The sequence below is a fragment of the Variovorax sp. 54 genome, from assembly GCF_002754375.1.
Classification (GTDB): Bacteria; Pseudomonadota; Gammaproteobacteria; order Burkholderiales; family Burkholderiaceae_C; genus Variovorax.
In genome coordinates, this window is record NZ_PEFF01000001.1 from 318,484 (window position 1) to 340,678 (window position 22,195).

Sequence of the window (22,195 nt, forward strand, 5' to 3'; positions counted from 1 at the left end):
CGTCCTCGTCGCGGCCTCGTCGCCACGATTTCGTTGCACCGGCGCCTCGGAGTTTTTGGAAGCCCAAAAAACCACGCTATAATCTAAGGCTTGTTCCTCGATAGCTCAGTTGGTAGAGCGCCGGACTGTTAATCCGTAGGTCCCTGGTTCGAGCCCAGGTCGAGGAGCCAGAACAAAGCCGCAAGGCCTCTGGAAGGCCCGCTACTCACAAGGTAGCGGGCCTTTTCATTTGTGAGACGACAGTCGGACGAAGACGCGAGTGAAGCGATAAAAGAAATCGCATTGCGCACTTCGATTGTCAAAAATTGGTGGTCGCCGTTCAGAACGGCGATTCCATTGAATATAATTGAAGGCTTGTTCCTCGATAGCTCAGTTGGTAGAGCGCCGGACTGTTAATCCGTAGGTCCCTGGTTCGAGCCCAGGTCGAGGAGCCACCATTTGCTGAAGGCCCGTTACTCACAAGGTAACGGGCCTTTTCGCTTTCTGCGCCACACATCGGCCGCCGTTGCGCGGCACGCGGGCCTGTCCGACACGGACGCCTCGCCCTGCGTGCAAAACTCCCTCTTTGTTAACAACTTCTGCGGCCCCGCCCAGGACAACCCCGTGCACGCGATCCGCCGGTCGGGCGTTGTTCGGGTTCAGTCACTCATAACAAACAACCAAAGGGCATCACGATGAAACTCACACGCCTTCTTCTGGCCGCCGCCGTGGCCGCTGCCACCTTGCCCGCCGTGGCACAGGTTTCCGTCAACATCAACGTGCCCGGCCTGATCCAGGTCGCGCCGCCCGCGCCGCGCTACGAACCCGCGCCGCGGCCGCGTGGCGGCCAGGTCTGGGTGCCCGGCCATTGGCAATGGAACGATCGCGCCTACGCATGGCGCCCCGGCTACTACGTGGCCGCCCGCCCCGACTACGCCTACGCCCCGGGTGGCTGGGTGCGTGCCGACGGCGGCTGGCGCTGGCGCGAAGGCGACTGGCGCCGCGCCGAGCGCCGTGAGGAGCGCCGCGAAGACCGCCACCACCGCCATGACCGCGACCACGACCGCTACGACCATGACGACGATCACCGCGGCGGCGGCCACTGCCCGCCCGGCCAGGCGAAAAAGGGACGCTGCTGATCGCGGCGCCTTCCCTTCCGGAAGGCGGTTCCGTCAGTTCACCGTGACCCGGAAGCGCACGGCGCCCGTGCCGCCGGGCGCCAGCTGCCCGGTGAACTTCCAGTCCATGCTCCCCACCCCGCCAACCGCCTGTGTCGCCGTGCACAGCACCGAGGGTGCAGGCACGGGGTTCGCCGGCGTGTTTTTCGCGCATGCCGTCAGCGTGGCCGGGGGCGTATCCGCCTCCGAACCGGCAAAGCTCGTGTAGACCGGCGTCGCATCGTTCAACGTCAGATTGCTGATCGGCGTCGCGCCGTTGTTCGTGTACGTGATGCGGTACTCCAGCGTCTCGCCCGACTTGGCCAGGTTGTTGAGCCCAAAGGCGCCGTCCTGCGTCACGTTGCGCACTTCCTTCTTGAGCTCCAGCGCCATGATCGACATCGTCGTGGTGTCGTGCACCGCAAAGCTCGCGTTCAGGCCAGGCGACGCATTCGTGAACACGAAGTTGGCCTGCACCGTCGCATCGTTGCGATGGCCGTCCGTTGCGCTGCCCGGGACGAAGGTCTGCAGCACGACACAGACGTTCTGCCCGGCCGTCACGGTCATTGCCACCGCGGGCGGGTAGAGCACCGCTGCGCCGGCTTGCGGCACGCCGGTGCAACCCGGGTCGGCAAGAACTCTGGCGCTCCAGCCCTCCACTGGTGGCGTGGCGACCTGGCTCACGATGTCGAAGCTCACCGAACCGCCGGTTTGCGCCGTGAAGATGTGCGCGTGGTTGACGTTGCCGCCAGACACGCCTCCCTTGACGCTGTCCGCCCCGAAGGTGTTGAAGGGAACATCGCCAAAGTTCAAGCCGGTGCTGCTCGCGCCATTCCATGAGAACGCCATGCGATCCGGGGTGCCCGCCGCCGTGCGCGTGTAGGTGTACGCCTTGCCCCCGCTGCTGGTGCTGGCGCCCGAGGGCAACTGCGTGGCGCCGACAGAGGCGCCCGTCGAGAGGTAGCCGGCGGGTGTCGATTCTTCGACGCACAAGGCCGCCCCCATGGCCATCGAAGACGGCACGGGCAGGCTGTAGTTGCCCAGGCCATCCGTGGTGGCTGTGGAAAAAATGGCCGCGGCACAGTCGGTCAGCCGCACGGCCACGCCATCGAGTCCCTTCTCCCCGCCATTCACCAGACCGTCGTTCGGTACGCCCGAACCGAAGCCGTTGTCGTTGAAAACCCGTCCCGCCAGCGCGAAGCCCACGCTGTTGACGAAGGTGCATTGAATGTCGGCGCCCGCCACCATGCGGGCAGCCGGAATTTCCAGCACATTCCCCGTCAGCGTGCCGAAGGTGAGCGCAGACGTGGCGCTGGCCACATCGACACAACTGGCGCTCACCGGGTTCGCTGGCCAGCCGGCCGGAGAAGACTCGGTGATGCTCGCCCCCACACCGGCCGTTCCAACAATCCCGGGCGCTCCCGTGGCGGACGTTGCGCCTGCCACGACGATGGAGTCGCTGGCCTTGCTCAGGCCGGCCAACGCGAAGCTGAACAAGCTGCTCCCGGTGCCGCTGGCAACGCGCTTGACGATCTGGACCTTCGGGACGCTCAAGATCACCCGGACCGGCACGGTGGTGGCATCGCAGATTTCCCCCGCCGCCGACGTGCAGCTCGGGTCGCCACCTCCGCTCAGGTTGACCGTGTTCGTGCCGCCGGTGGCCCCCACGGCCGTTGCCGCGACGTTGACAGGAATCCTCAGGGAGAGAACCCCCGGCGTGACGCCGATGCCGATGCTGCACCCCCCCGCGCTGGAGCCCGCCGAAAGGCAACCCGTCAAAACAGCCCCTGTGGTCGTCCCGGCATTCAGCGTCGGTGCGCCGGCCAGCGTGATGCCCACCGGCAAGGTGTCCGCCAACGTGATCGGCGCCGTGGTCGCGGCCGTCGACACGGTGATCTCCACGGTATAGAACTGGTTCGACGCGCCCACCAGCAGCGGATTCGCGCTTGCGCTTTTCTTCGTGGCGATGGCTGGCAGCGGGTCGACCAAGGTCGTCACCGAACTCCTGCATGCACCTGCGTCGATGCATGCGGCGTCCCCTCCTCCGCTCGCGGTGGCCGTGTTGGCCACGCTCGGTACCGCGAAAGGCAGCGGCGTCACAGGAATGTCGAACGACTTCGATCCAAGCGAACCGGCAGGGACAGTGCATGTCACCACCTGGCCCGACTTCGTACAGCCGGCAGGCACCGTGCCAACGGTCAAGGTCGCGGGAATGCTGTCACTGATGGTGGTGACGGCCGTTGTCGCCACGCTGTTGGTGCTGCTCAGCGTCAGCCTGTAGGTGGCCGGTTTGCCTACCGTGAAGCGGGCCGGGCTGGCTGTCTTGCTCAGTGCCAATTGAGGGGGAGGGGTCGAAAAGCAGAGCCTGTAGGCGGCCCCATCTGAGACCCCGCTCACGATTTCATGCGTCAGCGTGACGGAAGACACGGCCGCAGCCGAGATGCGCGCTCGGGCAGTACCGTCCGGGCTAGTCGCTCCCAGAATGTCGCCGGGTTCAACGATTGAAGTGACGCTCCCCCCCAAAATCGGAGATGGCGTCGTCACGCTTGCGGCGGTGAACGGGTAATGCTGGCCATCGACGCTCGTCACGACCTTTTCGCACCCGGAACTGAGGCAGCCCAAACTACCGACATCAAAGTAGACCTGAGATACAGGCACTGAGAATTTGAAAGTGCAGGACTCCGTGACGCCGTCGTTCCCGAGAGTGACGGGAAAGCGTGGGTCGCATCCGCTGCCCGCCGTCGAGAAAATGACGCCGCCATACACCGTCGATGGCGAGCCCGGATTCACACAAAAATCTGCAGCGATGGCCGGCACCCCGGCCAGCAGCAGCATCGCCACCAAGACGCTGCTGTGTCGCAAGGCACGACAAAAGGCCCCCGCACGCCGCGCGAGCGCCACGGCCCCCATGCACGCAAGCTTGCCCCGAGGCGCAACGGCGCTCTCGATCCAATCAGTTCTTCTCATCGTCTTCACCGTCAAGGTTCTGGCTGCCGAGGTGACAGCAACGCCAACTGCGAAGGATTCTTCGGTCGGCCCCCTTCGCTTTGGCCGTTGCCCGCTCGGACGAGCGGAAAAGAGATGTTGCTGATCGATCGCCGTGGCGTTCCTGCCGCCAGGCGCCCCGGTCAGTTCACCGTCACCCTGAAAAGCACCGCGCCCGTACCGCCGGGCACGAGTTGCCCGGTGAACTTCCAGTCGAGCGCGCCCGCGCCACCTGCCGCCTGCGTTACCGCGCAGGCCACCGAGGGCGCAGGCACGGGGTTGGCGGGCGTGTTCTTCGCACATGCCGTCAGCGTGGTCGGTGTCGTGTCCACCTGCGAACCGGCAAAGCCCGTGTAGACCGGTGTGGTGTCGTTCAGTGTCAGGTTGCTGATCGGCGTCGCACCGTTGTTCGTGTACGTGATGCGGTACTCCAGCGTCTCGCCCGACTTGGCCTCGTTGTTGAGTCCGAAGGTGCCGTTCTTCGTCGCGTTGCGCACTTCCTTCTTGAGCTCGAGCGCCGTGGTCGACACGGTCGTGGTGTCGTTCACGATGTAGCTCGCGTTCAGTCCGGGCGAAGCGTTCGTGAACACGAAACTCGCCTGCACCGCGCTCTTGTCGGAATGCCCCGCGAGCGCGTTGCCCGGAATCAATTCCTGCATCACCACGCAGAGGTTCTGCCCTGCCGTCACGGTCGTCGGCACCGCCGGCGGATAGAGCACCACCGCGCCAGCCTGCAGTGCGCCGGTACAGCCCGGATCGGCATAGATCTTCGCGCTCCAAGCAGTGTTCGCAGGGGTCGCCACCGCATTGGCGATGCCGAAACTCACCGCGCCACCGGTTTGCGCCACGAAGGTGTGCGCATGGCTGACGCTGCTGCCGGGCGGCCCGCCCCGGGCGCTGTCGGCACCGAAACGGTTGAGGGCCACGTCGCCGAAATTCAGATCGCCCACGGGGGCGTCGTCCCACGTGAAGGCGACACGGTCCGGCGCACCGTCAGCCATGCGCGTGTAGGCGTAGGTCTTGCCGCCTTGGTCCACGGCCACACCGGAGGGCAGCCGCGTGCTGCCGACCGACGCGCCCGTAGAGAGATGGCTGGCCGGCGTCGCCTCCTCGACGCACATGGCGTCGCCACGCAATGTCGAGGTCGGCACCTCCAGCCCGTAGCGGCCGAGCCCGTCGGTCACGGCCGTGGCCAGAACGCCCGCAGCGCAGTTCGTCAGACGCATCTGAACGCCTGCCAGCCCCGTTTCACCGCCGTTCGGAAGACCGTCGTTCGGCACGCCCGCGCCGTTGCCGCTGTCTTCGAAGACGCGGCCAGACACGACGAACGCATCGTTGTTGACGAAGGTGCACAGCAGATCCGCGCCGGGCACCATCCAGTCGGCCGGGATCGCCAGCGTGTTGCCGGTGAGCACGACCGGCGTGCCTGCTGCCCTGGCACCGACCGCCCGGCGCAGCGGCCTGGGAGCGATCGGCGAAGGCGCAATGATGTCCTTGCTGTCGATGCAGTACGCATCGATGGGGTTCCGGGGCCACCCGGCGGGCGACGTCTCGGAAATGGTTGCTGCCACGCCCACCGTGCCCGTGATGTTCAAGGCCCCGGTTTCCCTGCCGGCGCCGGTGACCGTGAGGGTGTCGCTGAAGGCGCTCAGACCCGACAGCGCGAAGTGGAAGCGATGGGTTCCCGTGCCGCTGACCACCTCCTTGATGATGCGCACCCTCGGATCGCCCGCCTGGACCGCCGTGGCCGGCGTCGTGGCGTCGCAAGGCTCCCCCAGCAGTGCGGTACAGAGCGAATCGCCGCCGCCATGCAGGTTCACCGTGTTCGTGCCGGCCTGCGCACCGATGGCCGTGCCATCGACCTGAATGGGAATCCGAATCTCGAGGGTGCCTGGCACCACACCCGCGGCCACACTGCAATTGGCGATCAGGGAACCCGTTGCAGGGCAACCGCTCAGGGTACCCGTGGTGCTCCCCGGAAGCAGGGTGGGCGGCCCGGCGAGCGTGATGCCCGTGGGCAGCATGTCTTCGATGAAGAGCGGCGCCGTGGTCGGCAGGTTCTCCACCTTGACGGCAACCGTGTAGAACTGGCCCGTCTTCCCGACCAGCAATGGATTGGCGCTGGCCGTCTTCGTGGAGGTGATGGCCAGGGGAAAAGTCACGGGCGTGTTCACCGAGCTCGCACAAGCGTCCACGCCGTTGCATGTGCCGTCGCCTCCTCCGGTCGCCAACGCGATATTCGTGACGCGCGGCACCGCCGACGCCAGGGGCGTCACGGGAATGACGAACGACACGGGCAGTGGCGTTCCGGCGGGCACGCGGCAGGTGACATCCTGCAGGACGACAGTGCAACCGGCCGGCAGCGTACCGATGCGCAAGAACGGGGAAACCTCATCGGTGACGATGGCCTCCTTCGTGGTCGCACCGCCATTGCTGCGCAGCGTGAGGGTGTAGCTCGCCGGCACGCCGACGACAAGGCTGGCTGCGCTGGCGGTCTTCTCGAGCGTCAGCTTCATCGGCACCACCGGTGTGTCCGGCGTGGTCGCATCGCAGGCTTGTCCCGCGGCGGCCGTACACGCCGGGTCTCCGCCGCCGCTCAGATTCACCGTGTTCGTGCCGCCGCGCACGCCCACCGCCGACGCGTCGACGCTGACGGGAATCCTGAGGTCGAAGCTGCCTGGGGCGACGCCTTCCGCCACGCTGCAATCGGCAAGGCTGCCGCCGGTGGCCGGGCACCCGCTCAAAACCCCGGTGGTGGTCCGCGAGATCAAGGTCGGCGCGCCACGCAGCGTGATGCCCGGGGGCAAGGCGTCCGCCACCGAGAGGGGCGCCGCGGTTGTGGCGTTCGAGACGTTGACGGCAACGGTATAGAACTGGTCTGGCGCTCCCACCACCAACGGATTGGCACTCGCTGTCTTTGTCGCGGTGATGATCGACGGAAGGGCCACGGTCGTGTCCACCGTGCTCGCACAGGCCCCCGTGCCGTTGCAGGTGGCGTCTCCACCACCCGACGCCTTGGCGGTGTTGGTCACGCGGGGCACAGCGGCAAGCAGGGGCGTGACGGGAATGACGAAGGACGTGGACGTCGCCATTCCGACAGGCACCTTGCAACTCACGGTCTGGCCTGCGCGGGTGCAACCTGCCGGCAACAGACCAATGGTGAGCGAGGGCGGGACCTCGTCGGTGATCGTTGTTTCCGCCGTCGTAGGCAAGCCACTCACGCTGGTCAGCGTCAACGTATAGCTTGCGGGCTGGCCCGCGATCCAGCGGGCCGCGCTGGCTTCTTTCTTGAGCGCCAACCGGAGTTCTGGTGCGGAGAAGCACACCTGATACCTCGCCCCATTTGGCTCGCCGCGGATTGCCTCGTGCGCGAGCTTGACGGAAGACACAGATGGTCTCGAAATAAGGGCCCATGCAGAGGCCCCGCGACCTTCCGTGGTGAGGAGTTCTCCTCCCTGAAGGTCGCCGTTCGCATCGATTTGTACCGCCCCAGGGCCTGTGCCTGCGATCCCCCCCCATCGGGGGCAGGGGTTGTGACCTCCGCCGCAGTGAACGGATAGTGATTTCCGTCGACGGACACCGCGACCTTCTCGCAGGAAGGGATGGTGCAGTTGGACGCGTAGACCCGAACACTCGGGTTGCTCACAGGCACAGAAAAGTTGAACGTACATGCCTCAGCGCTGTCGTGGAATCCCAGCCAGAGGTAAGTAGTTCCGTAGACAGTGCTCAAGGCCTCACATTGGCCCTCCATAGTGACAACGACCCCCGCGTAGGTCCCCCGCATCGCTACACAGACCTCCGCTGCCATGGCCTGCACACCCATCAGCAGCGAGGTCGCCAGAAAGACGATTCCGCGCAAGGCATGAAAGAAGCGCCCTGTGCGCCGCACAAACGCCACGGCGAACGCCCAAACGAGTGGGCAGCGAAGCGCAGCCGCGCACCGCATCGAATCAGTTCTTCTCATCGTCATTTGCTGCTGTATCTGTTATTGCCGTGGCGGCGCCTGCAGGCGCGGCGGCTTCGCTCTGCCCCCTTGCCTTGCTGCCCATCGGCCGCGCCGCAGCGCCCGCCGAAGCAGCCCCGAGCGTGGTCTCGTCGAACTTGAACCGCAGCCGGATGTACGCGCCCTTGCTCGTGTAGTCGTTGGCGGCCAGGTCGCGGTCTTTGAGGCCCACGAAGTTGTAGCCCGCCGACACCCACAGGTCTTTCATGACCTGGTAGCCGAGTTCGACACCGAGGGTCTTCTGCAGGCCGCCGCCCTTGCCGCGCAGCAGGCCGGCCTGCACACCCAGGTCCCAGTCGTCGTTGAGGTCTTGCGTGTAGCGCGCCTGCAGCAGGTGCGCCCAGTAGGTGCTCTTGAGCAGTCCGTCGTCGGCGCGCGACCACTTGGCGGCGTAGCGCCCGTTGATCACGGTGCCGGGGCGCGGGTTGTAGTTCAGGTGGGCCGAGACGATGTCGGCGCTGGTGGCACCGGGCAGGCTGGCGTTGCCGTGGCCCGTGCCGAAGACGCTCGCGCCGTCGAGTGCGCCGGTGGCGCTGCCCGTGCCCGTGACACGCTCGGAGCGGCGCTCGTAGCGCATGAGTGCGTTCCAGCTGTCGGTGTCCACGGGGCGGTAGGCCAGGCCGATCTGGTGGCGCGCCAGATGGTGCGCGTTGCCGGCATTGGCGCCCTGCCCTTCGCTGGCGCTCATCACGCTGCGCGCCAGCAGGCTCCATGACGGATCGATCTTGAAGCCGTAGCCTGCGCTGAACAGGCGCGTGTTGGCGTCGTCGCCGTGGCGGCCTTCGAGAATGCCGCTGGCCTTGATGCGCCCGCTGGTGTATTCCACACCGCCCGTGAGCGCGGTGGAGTCGCCGCCCAGGCCGCTCGCGTAGCCGGTGCCGTTGTTGCCGCTGTTGCGCAAGCCGCCGATCTGGCGCGTGTGTTCGATGCCGCCAGTCAGGCGCCACTCGTCGGTGAGCTTGAAGGTGTTGCGCAGGCCCGTGGCCGCTTGCGCGGCGCGACCCTCGAGGCTGTCGGCCAGGCGGTACTCGCTGTACACGCGCCCGCCCTCCATGTAGGCGCTCTCGATGCCGACGATGCCGACGTTGTTCGACTGCCCCGCGTTCAGCTCGTACGGCCCGTAGAGGCTGGAGACCAGCTCGTAGCGGCCGTACAGGCGGGTCTTGTCGGTGACGGCGTAGTTGCCGCCCACGGCCAGCACGTGGCGATCGGACTTGCGGGTGTCCTGCTCGCCTTCGACGAACACCTGCGCCTGCGGCACGCCCGGCACCTGCGCCGACAGGCGCGCACGCACGGTGGTCAGTTCGTCGTCGTTCGCGTTGGCCTGGGTGCCGGCATTGGCCGCCGCGCCGAGCGCGGTGACGTTGTTGGCGGCCACGCCGCTGCCGAGGTTGCCGCTGTAGGTGGAGATCTGGCCGTAGTCGAAGCCCGAACCGCTGCCCAGGCCGGTGCCGTTGTGCCCGTAGCGCAGACCGACCTCGCCCACGAGCTGTTCGCTGAATTTTTTCTGCACGCTGGCGGTGATGCCGCGGCGGCTGCCCTCGCGCAGCGCGTCCTGGCCGTAGAGCAGCTCGCTGCGCAAGGCGGTGGTGGTGTCGAGCCGGTATTCGGCGCGCGCCGAGGCTTCGGTGCGCCCCGCCGAGAAGCTCGCACCGGGGTTGTCGAAACCGGTGCTGGTCTTGCTCGCGAGCGCGGCCACGGCAAGGTCTTCGCCCTGGTGGCGCAGCTCGACACGGGCGCCGCTGCCCTTGCCGTTGCGGTCGGAGTCGGTCTGCACCCATTCGCCCGCAACGGTGGTGTTGTCGCCGAGGCGGGCCAGGGCGGTGAGCGCGCCGAGCTTGCGGCGGTTCTCGGGGTTTTCGTCGATGGCGGCGACCACGCCGACCTGCAGGTTCTTGGCCACCTTGAGCTGCACGTCGGTGCCAGCCACGGTGAACTTCGGCCCGCCCGCATCGACCTCGTAGGTCACGCGGATGGACTGCGGGTTGAGGTTCGGGTCGACCGACGCGATGGCGCGCGTGAAGAGCAGGCGGCGCGTGAGCGGCTCGACGGTGTAGTCGACGAAGCGCGTGACGGCCGTGCGCTGCAGCACGAGGTCGGGCTGGTTGCGGTCGCGCACGACGATCTCGACCTGCTCGCTGTTGTCGACGAACTCGCCGCCCTTGGCGCTCAGGTAGTACGGACCCGAGGTGCCGACGGCGCGGAACTCTTCGATCTGCTGGGTCTGCGCGGTGCGTGAGGCATACGTGGTGGCGCGCACCTCGCCGTCGTCGTACACATGCTTGAGGCCGGTGGCCTGCTCGGTCTTCTTGCCGACGCGCCGCGCCTCGACGGCCTGGCCGTTGACGCTCAGTCGCAATGCCATGCCGGCTTCGCCCTTGACGCGCACGTTGAGCGAGGTCGAGGGCACGGTGTCGCCGTCCTTGAGGTCGATGAAGCCGAGGGCGTTGCTTTCGATGCGAGGCAGCAAGGCTTCGAGATCGATGGGGCTGGGGACCGCCTGCGGCAGCAGTGGCGCCGCCGCTGTCGGCTGCGCAATGCCGCGCGACACACGCATGCCGGAGAAGAGGCTGCCCACGGGGGCAGCGCTGTCCGTCGCACCGCCACCGGTCGTCGCGCTGAGCGTGCTGCCCTGCCCCGACGCACCGCCGACAAAGCTGCTGAGCGAGGCCGATGCAGCAGGCATGGCGATCAGCGGCGCCGAGCTGGTCTGGATGGTGCCGGTGCTTCCGCCCCCGCGCACTTCACCGCTGGCGGGCAGCGAGCGCCGGTCGCCCACGGGCACGACCTTGCCTTCGGGGTCCAGGCGCATGCGCACCTGGGCTTCGGCTTCGGTGTCGGGCACGGCAGCGATGGCCTCGCGCCGCGCGATGACGTCGTTCATCACGCTGGGCGTGTCGCAGTTGGCAATGGCGAAGTTGGCCTTGTGGAACTCGCCCTTCTTGAGATCGACGAACCGGCTGTCGGGGCGCCCGGCATTGCGGTTGTCGAGCGCTTCGAGCTTCGCGCCCGCAGGCAAGGTGATCGGATCGACGCGCAGCACGTGCGTGACGGGCTTGAGGCCGTACAGGCTCCACTTGCCTTCGACGTCGGTGATGACGTGCGTGCCGTCTTCCATGTACAGGCGCACGCCGGGCACGCCGACTTCGTCCGAGCCTTCCTGGCGGCCATCGCGTCGGCAGTCCATGTAGACCTTGCCGAAGAGAAAAGCGTCGTCGGAGAACACGCCGCCGGTGACGCGCACGGTCCACTGGGCGAGGTTCGACTGCATGGGCCCTGAACTGGCCCTTGCGCGGTTGATGGCGTCGCCGTTGGTGGGCGCGCCGACACCGACGCGCACGCGGTAGCGCACGGAGGCCGACTGGTCGATGCCGAGCGCGAGGCCCGGTTGCTTGAACGTGAGCCCGGGGCCGGCGCCGCCCACGGGATCAGCCGTGGCTGCACCGTTGAGCCGCGCGCTGCCTGCCACGTAGGCAAAGCCCGGCGGCAGTTGGTCGGCGAGGCTCAGGCCGGTGACGGGAAAGCCGGTCTTGTTGGTGACGACGAGTGCGTAGTCCAGGAAGTCGCCGAACTCGACCTGTCGCTTGCTGCCTTCCTTGCGCAACACGAGGCCGAGCACGTTGCCCGGGTCCAGCGGGATGTGGTTGTTCACCACGTCGCAGGCCGCACCCGAGGCGTCGAAGCCGGCCTTGAGCGAGAAGTGGTGGGTGGTGGGCTCCGCGCCCTGCGGCGACGCAGCGTTCGGGACCACGGCACCGCAGCGGCCGTAGGCGCCGGGCGTGGCCGGAATGAGCTGTGAAGGCGAGGCATACGCACTGCCCGCAGGCGACGCCACGCTCAACGCGTAGGTGCAGATGCCGGTGACCGGCGGCGACAGGAAGTAGAACTGGTAGCCGCCGTCGGCACCGGTGGTCATCGAGAGGCTGCCGTTGGCGTTCGCGCGGTAAAGGCCGCTGTCGCCGCCGAACAGTTCGGCCAGCGTCATGGGCTTGGCCGCTGCGTCGACGCACGACTGGCGCGCGATGGTGACAACGGCGCCGGCCACGGGCTGGCGGCTGACGGCGTTGTAGACCGTGCCCTGCGGGTCGGCCAGCATCGACGACACGCTGCTGGCACTCGCAGCAACGAGCATGGCTGGCGTGGGGTTGGCTGTGTTCTGCTCGAACGCAGCGGCCCAGGCCTTGTTGGTGAACGGCACGCGGACGCCGCTGCTGGAGGGCTTGCGGGTGACGCGCACGGTGAACTCGAGCTCTTCGCTCTGGCCGGGCGCCAGGGCACGGCTGCCGTCGGTGATGCCGAGCACGGCCTGCAGGGGCAGCTTGAACGGGTCGACGCTGGCGGCGGCCTCGCGGTCGCAGGCCGCGCGGCCGGTGAAGCCGGGGGTCACCTGAAGGATTCCGTGGCGCGCCTTGGGCGGACCGCGGAGCTCCCAGGCGGCGACGAGGCCGTCGGGCCGGTCCATGTCGAAGGTGCAATTCAGGTTGTCGATCACCCGCACGTTCGGCGCCGGCGCGGCGCCGGTGTTGCTGACCTTGAAGCGGTAGTCGAGTTCGTAGACGCCCTCTCCCACGCGGCGCGGCAGCGAGACGCTCTTGGCGAGCGAGAGCACGGGCAGCAGCGTGGACACCGGTGTGGGCGAGGTGTCGTTGGTGGGGTTGCCGTCGCCGTCGGCATCGGGGTTGCTGCCGTTGACGGAATCGTCGAAGACGGCGGGCGGGCCGCCAGCAGCAAGTGCGGCCTGTGCACGCACGGTGTTGAGCAGCGTGCCTGTCCGGCCTGCGAGGTTGAAGCGCACGTCGAAACGCACGGTGAACTGGCCGCCCGCGGGCAGCATCGCGCCGGGCGCAAGCAGGTTCTGGGCAGAAGCCGTGCCGTCGAACGCGCCGCTGACCGCAGCCACGGTGCCGGAAGCGCCGCCGCCCTGGCTGCCGACGATGGTCAAGGTTCCGGGCACGACCATGTACTGGTGAGGGCCCGGAGCCGCAGCGGTGGTGCGGGTGCCGAATTGCGCGGCACCGGGGCCTTCCAGGACGTCGACGGCCTGCACACCGTAGAGCGAGGCCGTGCCGTAGTTGCGCACGTTGACATCGAAGGTGACGGTGGCCGTGCCGTCGGGCTGGCCGTCGGCGCCACGGTTCATCCGCGGGGTGGAAGCAGCCTTGGCGACGCCGATGCGGCTCTGGCCTTGCGTTGGGCTCGCGGCGATGACGACCGTGTTGGACGGCGACGCGGCGGCAGCCACGCCGTCGTTGTACTGGCTGTGCGCGGTGTTGCGAATATCGCCCGTGAGATCGGCCTTCGCCTGCACCGCGAACTGCATGGCGATGGAGGCATTGCGCGAGAGCGCGGTGGGCACGCCGATGGCGACCTCGACAGCGGCGCCGTCTTCGGCGGTGCGATAGCTGAAGTCGGGGTCACCGGGCATGCGAAACAGGCGCACCGCTCCGGCGGCCGTGCCTTGCAGGCTGCCTGCGATGTAGCGGGTGCCGGCGGGCACCACGTCGCGCAACAACAGCAGGTTGCGGGGGCTGCCATTGACCAGCACCGGCGTGCCGGTGGGTGCGGCCGTGCCGCCGGGCTGCGCATCGCGCGCGCCGGTGTTGGTGCCCGAGATGCTGAAGTCGATGCGCGTGCTGCCAGGAACGACGACACCTGCATAGCTGGCGGACTTGACCAGGGCGAGCACGGCAACGCAGCCGACCTCGACGATGTCGCGGTTGCTCGCGCTGGCGCCCTGCAGCGCCGTGGTTGCCGTGAGCAGCAGGCAGGCGCTGCCGCTGGCTGCAGCGGGAACGGTGCCCTGCACCAGCAGTTCGGCCGTCTGGCCGGGCTGCAGCGCGAGCGTGCCGGCGGCACCGGGAATCAGCACCAGATCGTCTGCATCGACGACGCCGTTGTGGTTGCTGTCGCGGGCGACGCGCAGCGCAGAAAGGTCGAGCCCATCGGCCAAACAACCCGCGCCGTTGTTGACGAAGCTGAGAACGTAGTTCGACGCCACGTTGCCTGTGTTGGTGAGCAGGTGGCTCAGCGTGGCGACGGTCCCCGGCGGTCGGTTCACGCGCTGGTCCTGCGTGAGCGACAGCGCTTCCACGGGCAGCACGCTCGCAATCACGACATTGGAACTTGCGGTTTCGCTGTGCCCCTGGCCGGCAGGGACGTAGGTGCCCGTCGCGATGCTGCGGATCACGATGCCGCCGGGCGCCGGCGCGGCTTGCGCGAACGCCGCGGCCAGGACAAGACCGAAGGCCGCAAACGCGATGCGCGCGGCGGCCATGCCGCCGCACCATCGACGCGCCAGAACGCGCGGGTAGAAACAAAGAAGAAATTGCACGCAGTGAACCTTCCGTCAGCCTCCAGATGCAGGAGGCGCGTCGAAAACTTGAAAACTCTTTCCTCTGCCGCCTGTCAGATCGGCACGGCTCGCATGCGGTGATGTGCGTGCAAGTGGCAGGGGAAAGAGGCGAGGCGCCGGGAATGAACCGGGCCTCGCGGGAGGCCGCCGACGGCCCTTGCGGACCGTCGGCGGCTCTGGCGCCGGATCAGGGGTTGATCTGCACGGCGAAGGTCAGCGTGGCTTTGCCACCTGGGGCCAAGGTGTTGGCTGTGCTGCCGCAGCTCACGGCAGTGGCAGTCGACGCATAGGCCAGCGGCGTACCGCCTATGCCCGGTGCCTCGCACTGCAATGCAGGTTGTTTCACGCTCAGCGTGGTGTAGGGCGGCAGTGCGTCGTTGATGGCGATGTTGGTCACCGGCACGACGCCTTCGTTCGTGGCAACGACTTGATAGACGATGCACTGGCCGGGCTTCAGCTGCAACGCGGTTCCCGCAAGAGCGGTATCCGCCACGCCGTCGCAGGTCGCATCGGCCGCCTGCGTCTTGACGACACGGATCTGACCGGTGATCACGGCAGTGATGTCGGTCGCCGACGGCGTACCGCAGTTGGGCGCCGGGTCCGTGAAGGTGGCCGTCACCGTCGTGGTGTTGCTGACACCCGCACTCACGCCACCCGGCGCGAACACGCGCACCAGCAGCTTCTGCGCCGCGCCGACCGCCAGGCTCGTCAGCGGCCCGTTCACCGGCGTGTCGCCGGCATCGATCTGGCCGTCACCGTTGACGTCGAGGTAGACCGTGGTGGTCCAGCCTTGCGTCGCATCTGCAGAAGGCACGGTGGCCGTCAGCGTGTAGGCGCCGCAGCTCTGGCTGCCGATGTTGGTCAGCGTGTGTGCGTACACCACGGTGCCGCCGGGCGCGATCTGGCCGCTGTTGTTCGGCGTGAGCGAAGCGCCCTTCTGCAGTGCCGTTGCGGTCACCGTCACGGCGTCGGTCTTGACGTCGGAAGCGATCGCGCCGGTCGAGGCTACGGCGGTGGATTGCACCTTGAAGTAGATCTTCTGTCCGGCCACGGCGGCTTGCGAGGAAGGCGGCGTGACACAGGCTTCGAGCGCTTGTTGCCCCCTGGTAGGCACCGAGATGCTCGAGATTGCCGACGATGCACAGGTGCCGCCAAACGGGACGAACTTGACCGTCCAGCCTGCCGGCAGCGTGCCCGGGAAACCGGTCGTCTGGCTGGCGGAAAGGTTGTAGATCGCATCGACGTCGTCGTAGTTCTTCACCCACAGCGTGAAGAGTGTGCCGGTGCCGGGACTCGTCTCATGGGTCTGGGTGGGCATCGGGCTGGGGCCCGCGCCAAGGTCACCGTTCGTTGTTGGATCGGGTGTGCCTATCTTGGTGTTGGTCAAGTCGACCAGGGTGTCGACCACCCGATCGAGCCGGTCTTCGGTCGCATCGATCTTCGTGTTGTCGCTCGTGGAGCGCGCCAGAACGGTGGCCGTGTAGGCCACGTTGGCAGGCACCGAGGGCGGCAGCTGCACCTGCGTCACGATGTTGATGCTGCCGCCAGCCGGAATCGGGCCGGTGTCGGGTATGCCGTCACCGTTCGTGTCCAGCAGCGGTGCACCGCTGCCGGCCGCGAAGAACTGGAAGCTCGTGCCAGACGGGAAGGTGTGGGTCGAGATCGACAGGTTCACTGCATCGGTGGCGCCGCCCGTGTTGAACACGATTTGCGGGAACCGGACGCTGCCGCCTGCGACGCCCAGCAGCTTCGTGGTCAAGTCTTGACCCGCGGGGTTCGGTGTGCCGGGCGTAACGTCAGCGCCCGTTGCAGACGTGGACGGGTTGGAACCGACCACGATGCTGTAACGCGCCAGAACCGTGTAGGCCGCCGGATTGGTGGACGAGCCGAGCGTGCTGCCAATCGCTGCTGCAGTGACACTTTGCGGCGCGTTCGCGGCATCGTATCGGGCCACGTTGGTGGTGGTCGACGTGCCGACTGCAGCGCTGCTGTTCACGAGCACCACGAAGCTCAGCGTCTGCGTCACGTTCGGGTTCAGCGAAGTCACCACGGCATTCACCGTGTCGCCACTCACCTGGAAGTCGATGCCTGACGGATCGCCGGCCGCACCGTCTCCCAGTGCCGTACCGGACGCGCCGCTCCACACCGCGGAACCCGCGACATAGGTCAGCCCCGGCTGCAGCGTGTCGGACAGCGCGAACTTGCCGGGTGCGCCACCCGTGTTGTTGAAGGTGAGGGTATAGACCGTGTACTTGCAGGTGTCAGTCGATGCAAGGCCGTTGGTCCAACTCACGGGCGTACAGGCAGCGGAAGACCGGGGCCCGCTGGCCGAGGCGGCCGGCCAGACGCCGTTGCCCGGTGCTGCGACCGACGGAGCGCCAATGGACTTGGTGACGTTGAACACCGCATCGGTGGCCAGCTTGACCTCGTCCTTGTCGGCCGCCGAGATGTTCGGTGCGGCATACAGCGCCAGGGTGCCCGGGATGGCCGTGATCGTTGCCTTGTCGAAATCGCCCGTGCCCGTGGCCGAGCCCGGGATCGTGTAGGCCACGACGAAGCGGAACGCGCCGTTGTTGCCCGGCACGCTCTGCGCCGGGGTCACCGTGCAGACGTCTGCGGCAGTGGCCGTGCAAAGCGCCGTCGTGCTGTCGGGCAGCCCGTTGCCATCGGCATCGGCAAAGACTTCGACGCGCGAGAACTTGCCTGCATCGGCCTTGACCGTGAGGCTGAAGGTGTCGACGCCGTTGCCGGTGTTGGTCAGCACGTGAGGTGCATAGACCGTGGCGCCGGCAGCGCCGGACTTGGTGTTGACGACGGTCGTCGTGATGCGGTCGACGTTGTCGAGCGTGAACGAGCCGACCTGGAGAACCGTGGTCTGCACCAGGTTGGACGTGGCGACCTGGGTGGTTCCGGCAGCGTCTGAATAGCTGGCGGAAGCCTGGTTGCCGATGACGGTGTTGGCGGGCGGCGAAGCGGCCAGTGCAGCCGGGCTTCCGAAAAGGAAGCCCAGCGTCAATGCGGCTGCGCCTGCCCAGGGCGCGGACGGCTTGCAGCCGGTGACGCGTCGGGTTGGCTTGGTGGGAATCACGTAGTTTTCTCCTCTGTTGTCAATGAACGGGAACACGAAAGAACCTGGCCGGCACGTTTCGCCGGGCGAACGCGTACCTGCCGACTGGCACTCGAAAATGGGAGGTCTGTGGAAAAGGCAGGCGCCCTCGCCTCGCGCAGCGCGCGAGGTGCGGCGCGGCCTTTACTTGCCGCGCGGGGGCGGTGCGGCGGACGCGAGCGGCGCCGGTGGCGGCGCGACGGCTTCAACCTTGGCGCGCGCGCTCACGGCAGTGCTGCCGTTGGCGGGCAACTGGCCCAGGCTCCAACGCAACATGCGGTACTCGCTGTAGGGAACGGGCTCGGTCTTGCCGCCGGCCAATTTGCGAACAAGCGGCTCGGGCTCGAAGACGGCGTCCTTGGTGGCGGCTTTCACGAGGCTGGCGCCGGGCTTGGCGCTGCGTGGCAGGTACTCCAGCCCCTCGGGGATCGGAAGATCGGCCACCAGGCCCTTCACCGACTTGCTCGTGTTGTTGGTGTACGTGGCCTTGTATTCGATGACGTCACCCGGCTTGATGGTGGCCGCGTCCTGAAGCTGCTCGTTGCCGTCCGGGCCCTTGACCACCTTCGACTGGGTCAGCACCACGGTCACCGCCTTGGCCGTTGCGGGTGCTCGCGGGGCCTCCACCGACGTGGCAGGTTGTGCCAACGCCACAGCCATACCCCCCGCGGCAAGAAGTCCCAGCCCCGCGCGGACCATCCGCCGAACCGTGCCTCTGTTGCTTTGCGGTGCTGCCGGGAGCCGATTCCACGTGGATGCTGTCATTCGAACCTCAATTAACAATATTCAATAAATTCACCGCATTTGCTTGCAATCAACAATGCCCATTGCATGCAAACGGATGATTCTCCAGAGATTTGACAAAAATCAACTCGTCAAATTCTTGTGTACTGAATTCTTATGCCATTGGACTTCTATCGCAACCACTTAAATTCCGGAAACTTAGAAAGTGAGAAGTATTGACCACACATGGAACAAGCCGATCTCGGCGCTACTGAATTTAAATATATTTCCTCTTCGACTTACGCGTCAATTAAAACAATTCATCTCAATTGATGGCAAACGCAATCGACAGGTATTTGACAGTTTCGTCCGTGCGAACTTGTTCTCGCTTGGTCGAAAAAATGATCTTCCGAATGTTTCATGCAAAAAGAAAAATCAACCACTTCATTCATTGGAAATTATTCTCGAATTCTTAAAAATGACTCAGAACCAATCACTGAAGCGCCAGCCATTCAATTCATTTTTTGCATTCATGTTATTAAAAAACGGAAAAACTTCACGCCCGCAACGCCCACCCCTTCAAAGAAAAAAAGAGGCGCTCGACCATTGAGCAGATTCGTCTCAAGGCAATCGATCTTTTCTGTTTCGGGTTCAGGTATTTCTTTGACCACTTCACCTAATTCGGCGATGGTGCCTTCGTGAACTCGTAAGGCCATAATTAGCCAATCTGGCCAGAACCACCTACACTCGCCCCATGGCTCCCTTCTCGCCCCGTCTACACCCTGCACGCGCAGCCCTGCCCATGGCAGCGGCCGGTCGTCGCACGGTCGTCGTCGCGGCGACCACGTCGGTCTTCCGACGCACGTCCGCACATTCCTGAGCCCGGCGGTCCGCTACCTTCTTCTTGATGCGCACACCTTGACCGCCGGGCACCACACCGCGCGGTAGCGACCCTGTCCGTTTGAAAGGCGGGTTGCGTTCATCTGGAGTGCTTCATGCTTGCAACTGTTCACGGGGAGCGCACGCTCACCGAACTCGATTACGTCCGTCTCAGCAAATTCGCGGACGCCCCCCTTCCCCCGGCCCTGTCCGATCTGCTCGACACGGCCGACATTCTTCCTTCGCGGGAAATGCCCTCGGACATCGTCACGATGTACACGCAGGTGGAAATCGAAGACCTGCCCGGCGGACAGCGGCAGAAGATCGTGATCTGCTATCCCGTCGACGCAGAGCCGACCACGGGCTTCATCTCGGTGTTCTCGCCCGTCGGCATCGGCCTGCTCGGCCAGAAGATCGGCGCGGTCGCGCGCTGGAAAACACCCGACGGCGGCGAACACAGCGCGCGCGTGATCGCCGTGCTGTTCCAGCCGGAAGCCAGCGGCGACTACACGACCTGAGAGTGCGCCGGTTCAGGCCGGCGCTGCCGCCGGCCGGTCAGTGCTGCATGACGCCGACGCCGGCGGGGCCCCGGCTCTTCGCACTGTCGATGGTCGCGCTGACGGAACTCGTGTTGACCGCCAGCGCCACCAGCACCGCACCGACGAACGACGGGTCGGCGCTGCCGCTGTAGCCCGACGCCCCGGCAATGGCCAGGGCCTGCGCGACCTGCTGCGTCGTCAGCTCGACGGCGGCTTCTCCCACGACATTCCTCTTCTTTGTGGCCATCTGAGAACTCCTGCGAATGGAATCCGGACTGTAACCAAGCCTCAACAAGCGCCACAAATGTTCCTGATTGGGTGACTTTCGACACTGGCCCCCGCATCGGGCGCCTCGTATCGTCCCGCGGGCGCGGCGCCTGCCCCTGCGGCGGTCGTCACATTGTTTTCATTTGATGGACAGGGACATGCCTTTTTCCAAACTCTCTCTTGCCAGCGCACTCGCAGGCCTGCTCGCGCTTTCCGGTTGCCAGACCATGGACATGCAGATGGGCGCCCCGTCGGCCAAGACCACGGCCACGGGCAGCGCTGCCGGCGGCGCCACCTCGGGCGAAAGCAGCCAGCTCGAGCGCTGCGACTCGCCGCTGGGCACCGTCTCGCTGATCGAGAACGTCAACGCCGGCTGGTACACCATCCTCACGGGTGAATACCGCCTGCCGCCCACGGCCAACCTGCTGCGCCTGCTGGTGCAGCAGTCGAACTGCTTCGTGGTGGTGGAGCGCGGCGCGGCCGGCATGAACGCCATGACGCGCGAGCGCGCGCTGATGCAGTCGGGTGAGATGCGCGGCGGCAGCAACTTCGGCCGCGGCCAGATGGTGGCGTCCGACTACGGCCTGTCGCCCGAGATCGTGTTCAGCAACAACGACGCCGGCGGCCTGGGCGGCGCGCTCGGGGGCCTCGTGGGCGGCGGCCGTGGCCGTGCCATCGCGGCCGTCGGTGCCAGCCTGCAGACCAAGGAAGCCAGCGCGCTGCTGACGCTCATCGACAACCGCTCGGGCGTGCAGGTGGCAGCGGCCGAAGGCAGCGCCTCCAAAACCGATTTCGCGGGCTTCGGCGGTCTCGGTGGCCGCGGCGGTGCCGGTGGCATCGGCGGCTACACGAACACCGCGCAGGGCAAGGTGATCGCGGCGGCGTTCATGGACGCCTTCAACCAGATGGTCCGTTCGCTGCGCAACTACAAGGCGCAGACCGTGCGTGGCCAGGGCCTGGGCGGCGGCGGCCGGCTGGGCGTGGACGGCGGCGCAGCCCCGTCGCAGACCTCGGCGCCGGGCGCCTCCCGCACGCGCCGCAAGTAAGCGCGGCCGTCCATCGTCTTCGAGGCGACCCGGTTTGGATATCGACCGGGTTCACAATTCACCCTTCTGGAGGTGAACACGATGGATGGTTTGGAAGAGTCGGCGGAAGCAGCCAAGGGCAAGCTCGTTTATCCCTTTGCGGAGCTTCCGCCGCGCGGCAAGTCGATCGAGGTCGCCACGGGCGTCCACTGGATCCGCATGCCGCTGCCCTATTCGCTCGACCACATCAACCTGTGGGCGCTGGACGACGGCGATGGCTGGGCCGTGGTCGACACCGGCGTGCGCACCGAGGAAACGGTGGCCGTCTGGCGCGAGCTCTTCGCCAATTCACCCGACACGCGCGGCCTCACCCGCGTCTTCGTGACGCACATGCACCCCGACCACGTCGGCATGGCCGGCTGGCTCACGCGCAAGTTCGGCGTGCGGCTGTGGATGACCCGCTCCGAGTACCTCATGTGCCGCGTGATGGTGTCCGACACCGGCCGCGAAGCCCCCGACGACGCCATCGCCTTCTACCGGCGCGCCGGCTGGGGCGAAGCCGCCATCGAGACCTACCGCACGCGCTTCGGCAACTTCGGCAAGCACATCCATCCGCTGCCCGACAGCTTCCGCCGCCTGCGCGATGGCGAGGTGCTGCGCATCGGCGCGCACGACTGGCGCGTCGTCACCGGCAACGGCCATTCGCCCGAGCATGCGTGCCTGCACTGCCCCGACCTGAAGGTGCTGATCTCTGGCGACCAGATCCTGCCGCGCATCTCGTCCAACGTGTCGGTCTCACCCGTGGAGCCCGACGCCGACCCGATGGCCGACTGGCTCTCGTCGCTCGCCAAGCTCAAGCGCGAAGTGCCCGACGACGTGCTCGTGCTGCCGTCGCACAACGAGTGCTTCCGAGGGCTGCATGCGCGCATCGACCGGCTGCAGCACGGACAGGAGCGCGCGCTCGACCGCTTGCGCAACGCATTGAAGACGCCGAAGCGCGCCGTCGATGTGTTCACGAGCCTGTTCGCCCGCAGCATCGCCGAATCCGACGTGCAGTTGCTGGGCATGGCGACGGGGGAAAGCCTCGCCTGCCTCAACTACCTGCGGCACCGCGGCGAGATCGCGTGCGACATCGCCGACGACGGGGTGGCCTGGTACCGGCTGACGTCCACCGCCTGAG

The 22,195-nt window shown here is 66.7% G+C and carries 11 protein-coding genes and 2 tRNA genes; 6 read left to right on the forward strand and 7 right to left on the reverse strand.

Annotated elements, in window-relative coordinates; translation table 11 throughout:
* Positions 1–94: 94 nt before the first annotated feature.
* The 3 genes from CLU95_RS01540 (at position 95) to CLU95_RS01550 (ending at position 1,118) form a co-directional block, all read left to right on the forward strand.
* Positions 95–170, forward strand: a tRNA-Asn gene (locus tag CLU95_RS01540).
* A gap of 188 nt (positions 171–358) precedes the next feature.
* Positions 359–434 (forward strand) — tRNA-Asn (locus CLU95_RS01545).
* Between the two features lie 240 nt (positions 435–674).
* Positions 675–1,118 (forward strand): YXWGXW repeat-containing protein, encoded by a 444-nt coding sequence (locus tag CLU95_RS01550; RefSeq protein WP_099789780.1) that lies wholly within the window; start codon positions 675–677, stop codon positions 1,116–1,118.
* Between the two features lie 33 nt (positions 1,119–1,151).
* Here CLU95_RS01550 and CLU95_RS01555 read toward each other — a convergent pair whose 3' ends face one another.
* From CLU95_RS01555 to CLU95_RS30805, 6 genes are all read right to left on the reverse strand, one after another.
* Positions 1,152–3,971, reverse strand: coding sequence for a prealbumin-like fold domain-containing protein (locus CLU95_RS01555; RefSeq protein ID WP_257214782.1), 2,820 nt, complete (start codon positions 3,969–3,971; stop codon positions 1,152–1,154).
* Between the two features lie 293 nt (positions 3,972–4,264).
* A complete protein-coding gene (locus CLU95_RS01560; protein ID WP_180288506.1) occupies positions 4,265–7,510 on the reverse strand; it encodes a prealbumin-like fold domain-containing protein in 3,246 nt (1,081 codons plus the stop codon).
* Positions 7,511–8,071: 561 nt separating this feature from the next.
* A complete protein-coding gene (locus CLU95_RS01565; RefSeq protein WP_099789789.1) occupies positions 8,072–14,398 on the reverse strand; it encodes a DUF11 domain-containing protein in 6,327 nt (2,108 codons plus the stop codon).
* A gap of 265 nt (positions 14,399–14,663) precedes the next feature.
* Positions 14,664–17,564 (reverse strand): DUF11 domain-containing protein, encoded by a 2,901-nt coding sequence (locus tag CLU95_RS01570; RefSeq protein WP_099789792.1) that lies wholly within the window; start codon positions 17,562–17,564, stop codon positions 14,664–14,666.
* Between the two features lie 162 nt (positions 17,565–17,726).
* Positions 17,727–18,236, reverse strand: coding sequence for a hypothetical protein (locus CLU95_RS01575; protein ID WP_257214783.1), 510 nt, complete (start codon positions 18,234–18,236; stop codon positions 17,727–17,729).
* A gap of 599 nt (positions 18,237–18,835) precedes the next feature.
* Positions 18,836–19,021 carry a hypothetical protein gene (locus CLU95_RS30805; RefSeq protein WP_180288508.1) on the reverse strand — a complete coding sequence of 62 codons (186 nt, stop codon included), beginning with the start codon at positions 19,019–19,021 and terminating at the stop codon, positions 18,836–18,838.
* 279 nt (positions 19,022–19,300) lie between these two features.
* Between CLU95_RS30805 and CLU95_RS01580 the strand changes: the two genes are divergently transcribed.
* On the forward strand, positions 19,301–19,702 hold the full coding sequence (locus CLU95_RS01580; RefSeq protein ID WP_099789797.1) for a GreA/GreB family elongation factor: 402 nt from the start codon (positions 19,301–19,303) through the stop codon (positions 19,700–19,702).
* A gap of 37 nt (positions 19,703–19,739) precedes the next feature.
* Here CLU95_RS01580 and CLU95_RS01585 read toward each other — a convergent pair whose 3' ends face one another.
* A complete protein-coding gene (locus CLU95_RS01585) occupies positions 19,740–19,970 on the reverse strand; it encodes a hypothetical protein (RefSeq protein WP_099789800.1) in 231 nt (76 codons plus the stop codon).
* A 178-nt stretch (positions 19,971–20,148) separates the two neighbouring features.
* On the opposite strand from CLU95_RS01585, the gene CLU95_RS01590 reads away from it, so the two are divergent.
* Positions 20,149–21,036 (forward strand): peptidoglycan-binding protein, encoded by an 888-nt coding sequence (locus CLU95_RS01590; RefSeq protein ID WP_099789803.1) that lies wholly within the window; start codon positions 20,149–20,151, stop codon positions 21,034–21,036.
* 81 nt (positions 21,037–21,117) lie between these two features.
* A complete protein-coding gene (locus tag CLU95_RS01595) occupies positions 21,118–22,194 on the forward strand; it encodes an MBL fold metallo-hydrolase (RefSeq protein WP_099789806.1) in 1,077 nt (358 codons plus the stop codon).
* Position 22,195 lies beyond the last annotated feature (1 nt).

Coding starts and splice junctions, on each gene's coding strand:
- CLU95_RS01585 (WP_099789800.1), bottom strand. CDS start 19,970: ATGGCCACAAAGAAGAGGAATGTCGTGGGAGAAGCCGCCGTCGAGCTG.
- CLU95_RS01590 (WP_099789803.1), top strand. CDS start 20,149: ATGCCTTTTTCCAAACTCTCTCTTGCCAGCGCACTCGCAGGCCTGCTC.
- CLU95_RS01550 (WP_099789780.1), top strand. CDS start 675: ATGAAACTCACACGCCTTCTTCTGGCCGCCGCCGTGGCCGCTGCCACC.
- CLU95_RS01555 (WP_257214782.1), bottom strand. CDS start 3,971: ATGCTGCTGCTGGCCGGGGTGCCGGCCATCGCTGCAGATTTTTGTGTG.
- CLU95_RS30805 (WP_180288508.1), bottom strand. CDS start 19,021: ATGGCCTTACGAGTTCACGAAGGCACCATCGCCGAATTAGGTGAAGTG.
- CLU95_RS01580 (WP_099789797.1), top strand. CDS start 19,301: ATGCTTGCAACTGTTCACGGGGAGCGCACGCTCACCGAACTCGATTAC.
- CLU95_RS01595 (WP_099789806.1), top strand. CDS start 21,118: ATGGATGGTTTGGAAGAGTCGGCGGAAGCAGCCAAGGGCAAGCTCGTT.
- CLU95_RS01565 (WP_099789789.1), bottom strand. CDS start 14,398: ATGGCCGCCGCGCGCATCGCGTTTGCGGCCTTCGGTCTTGTCCTGGCC.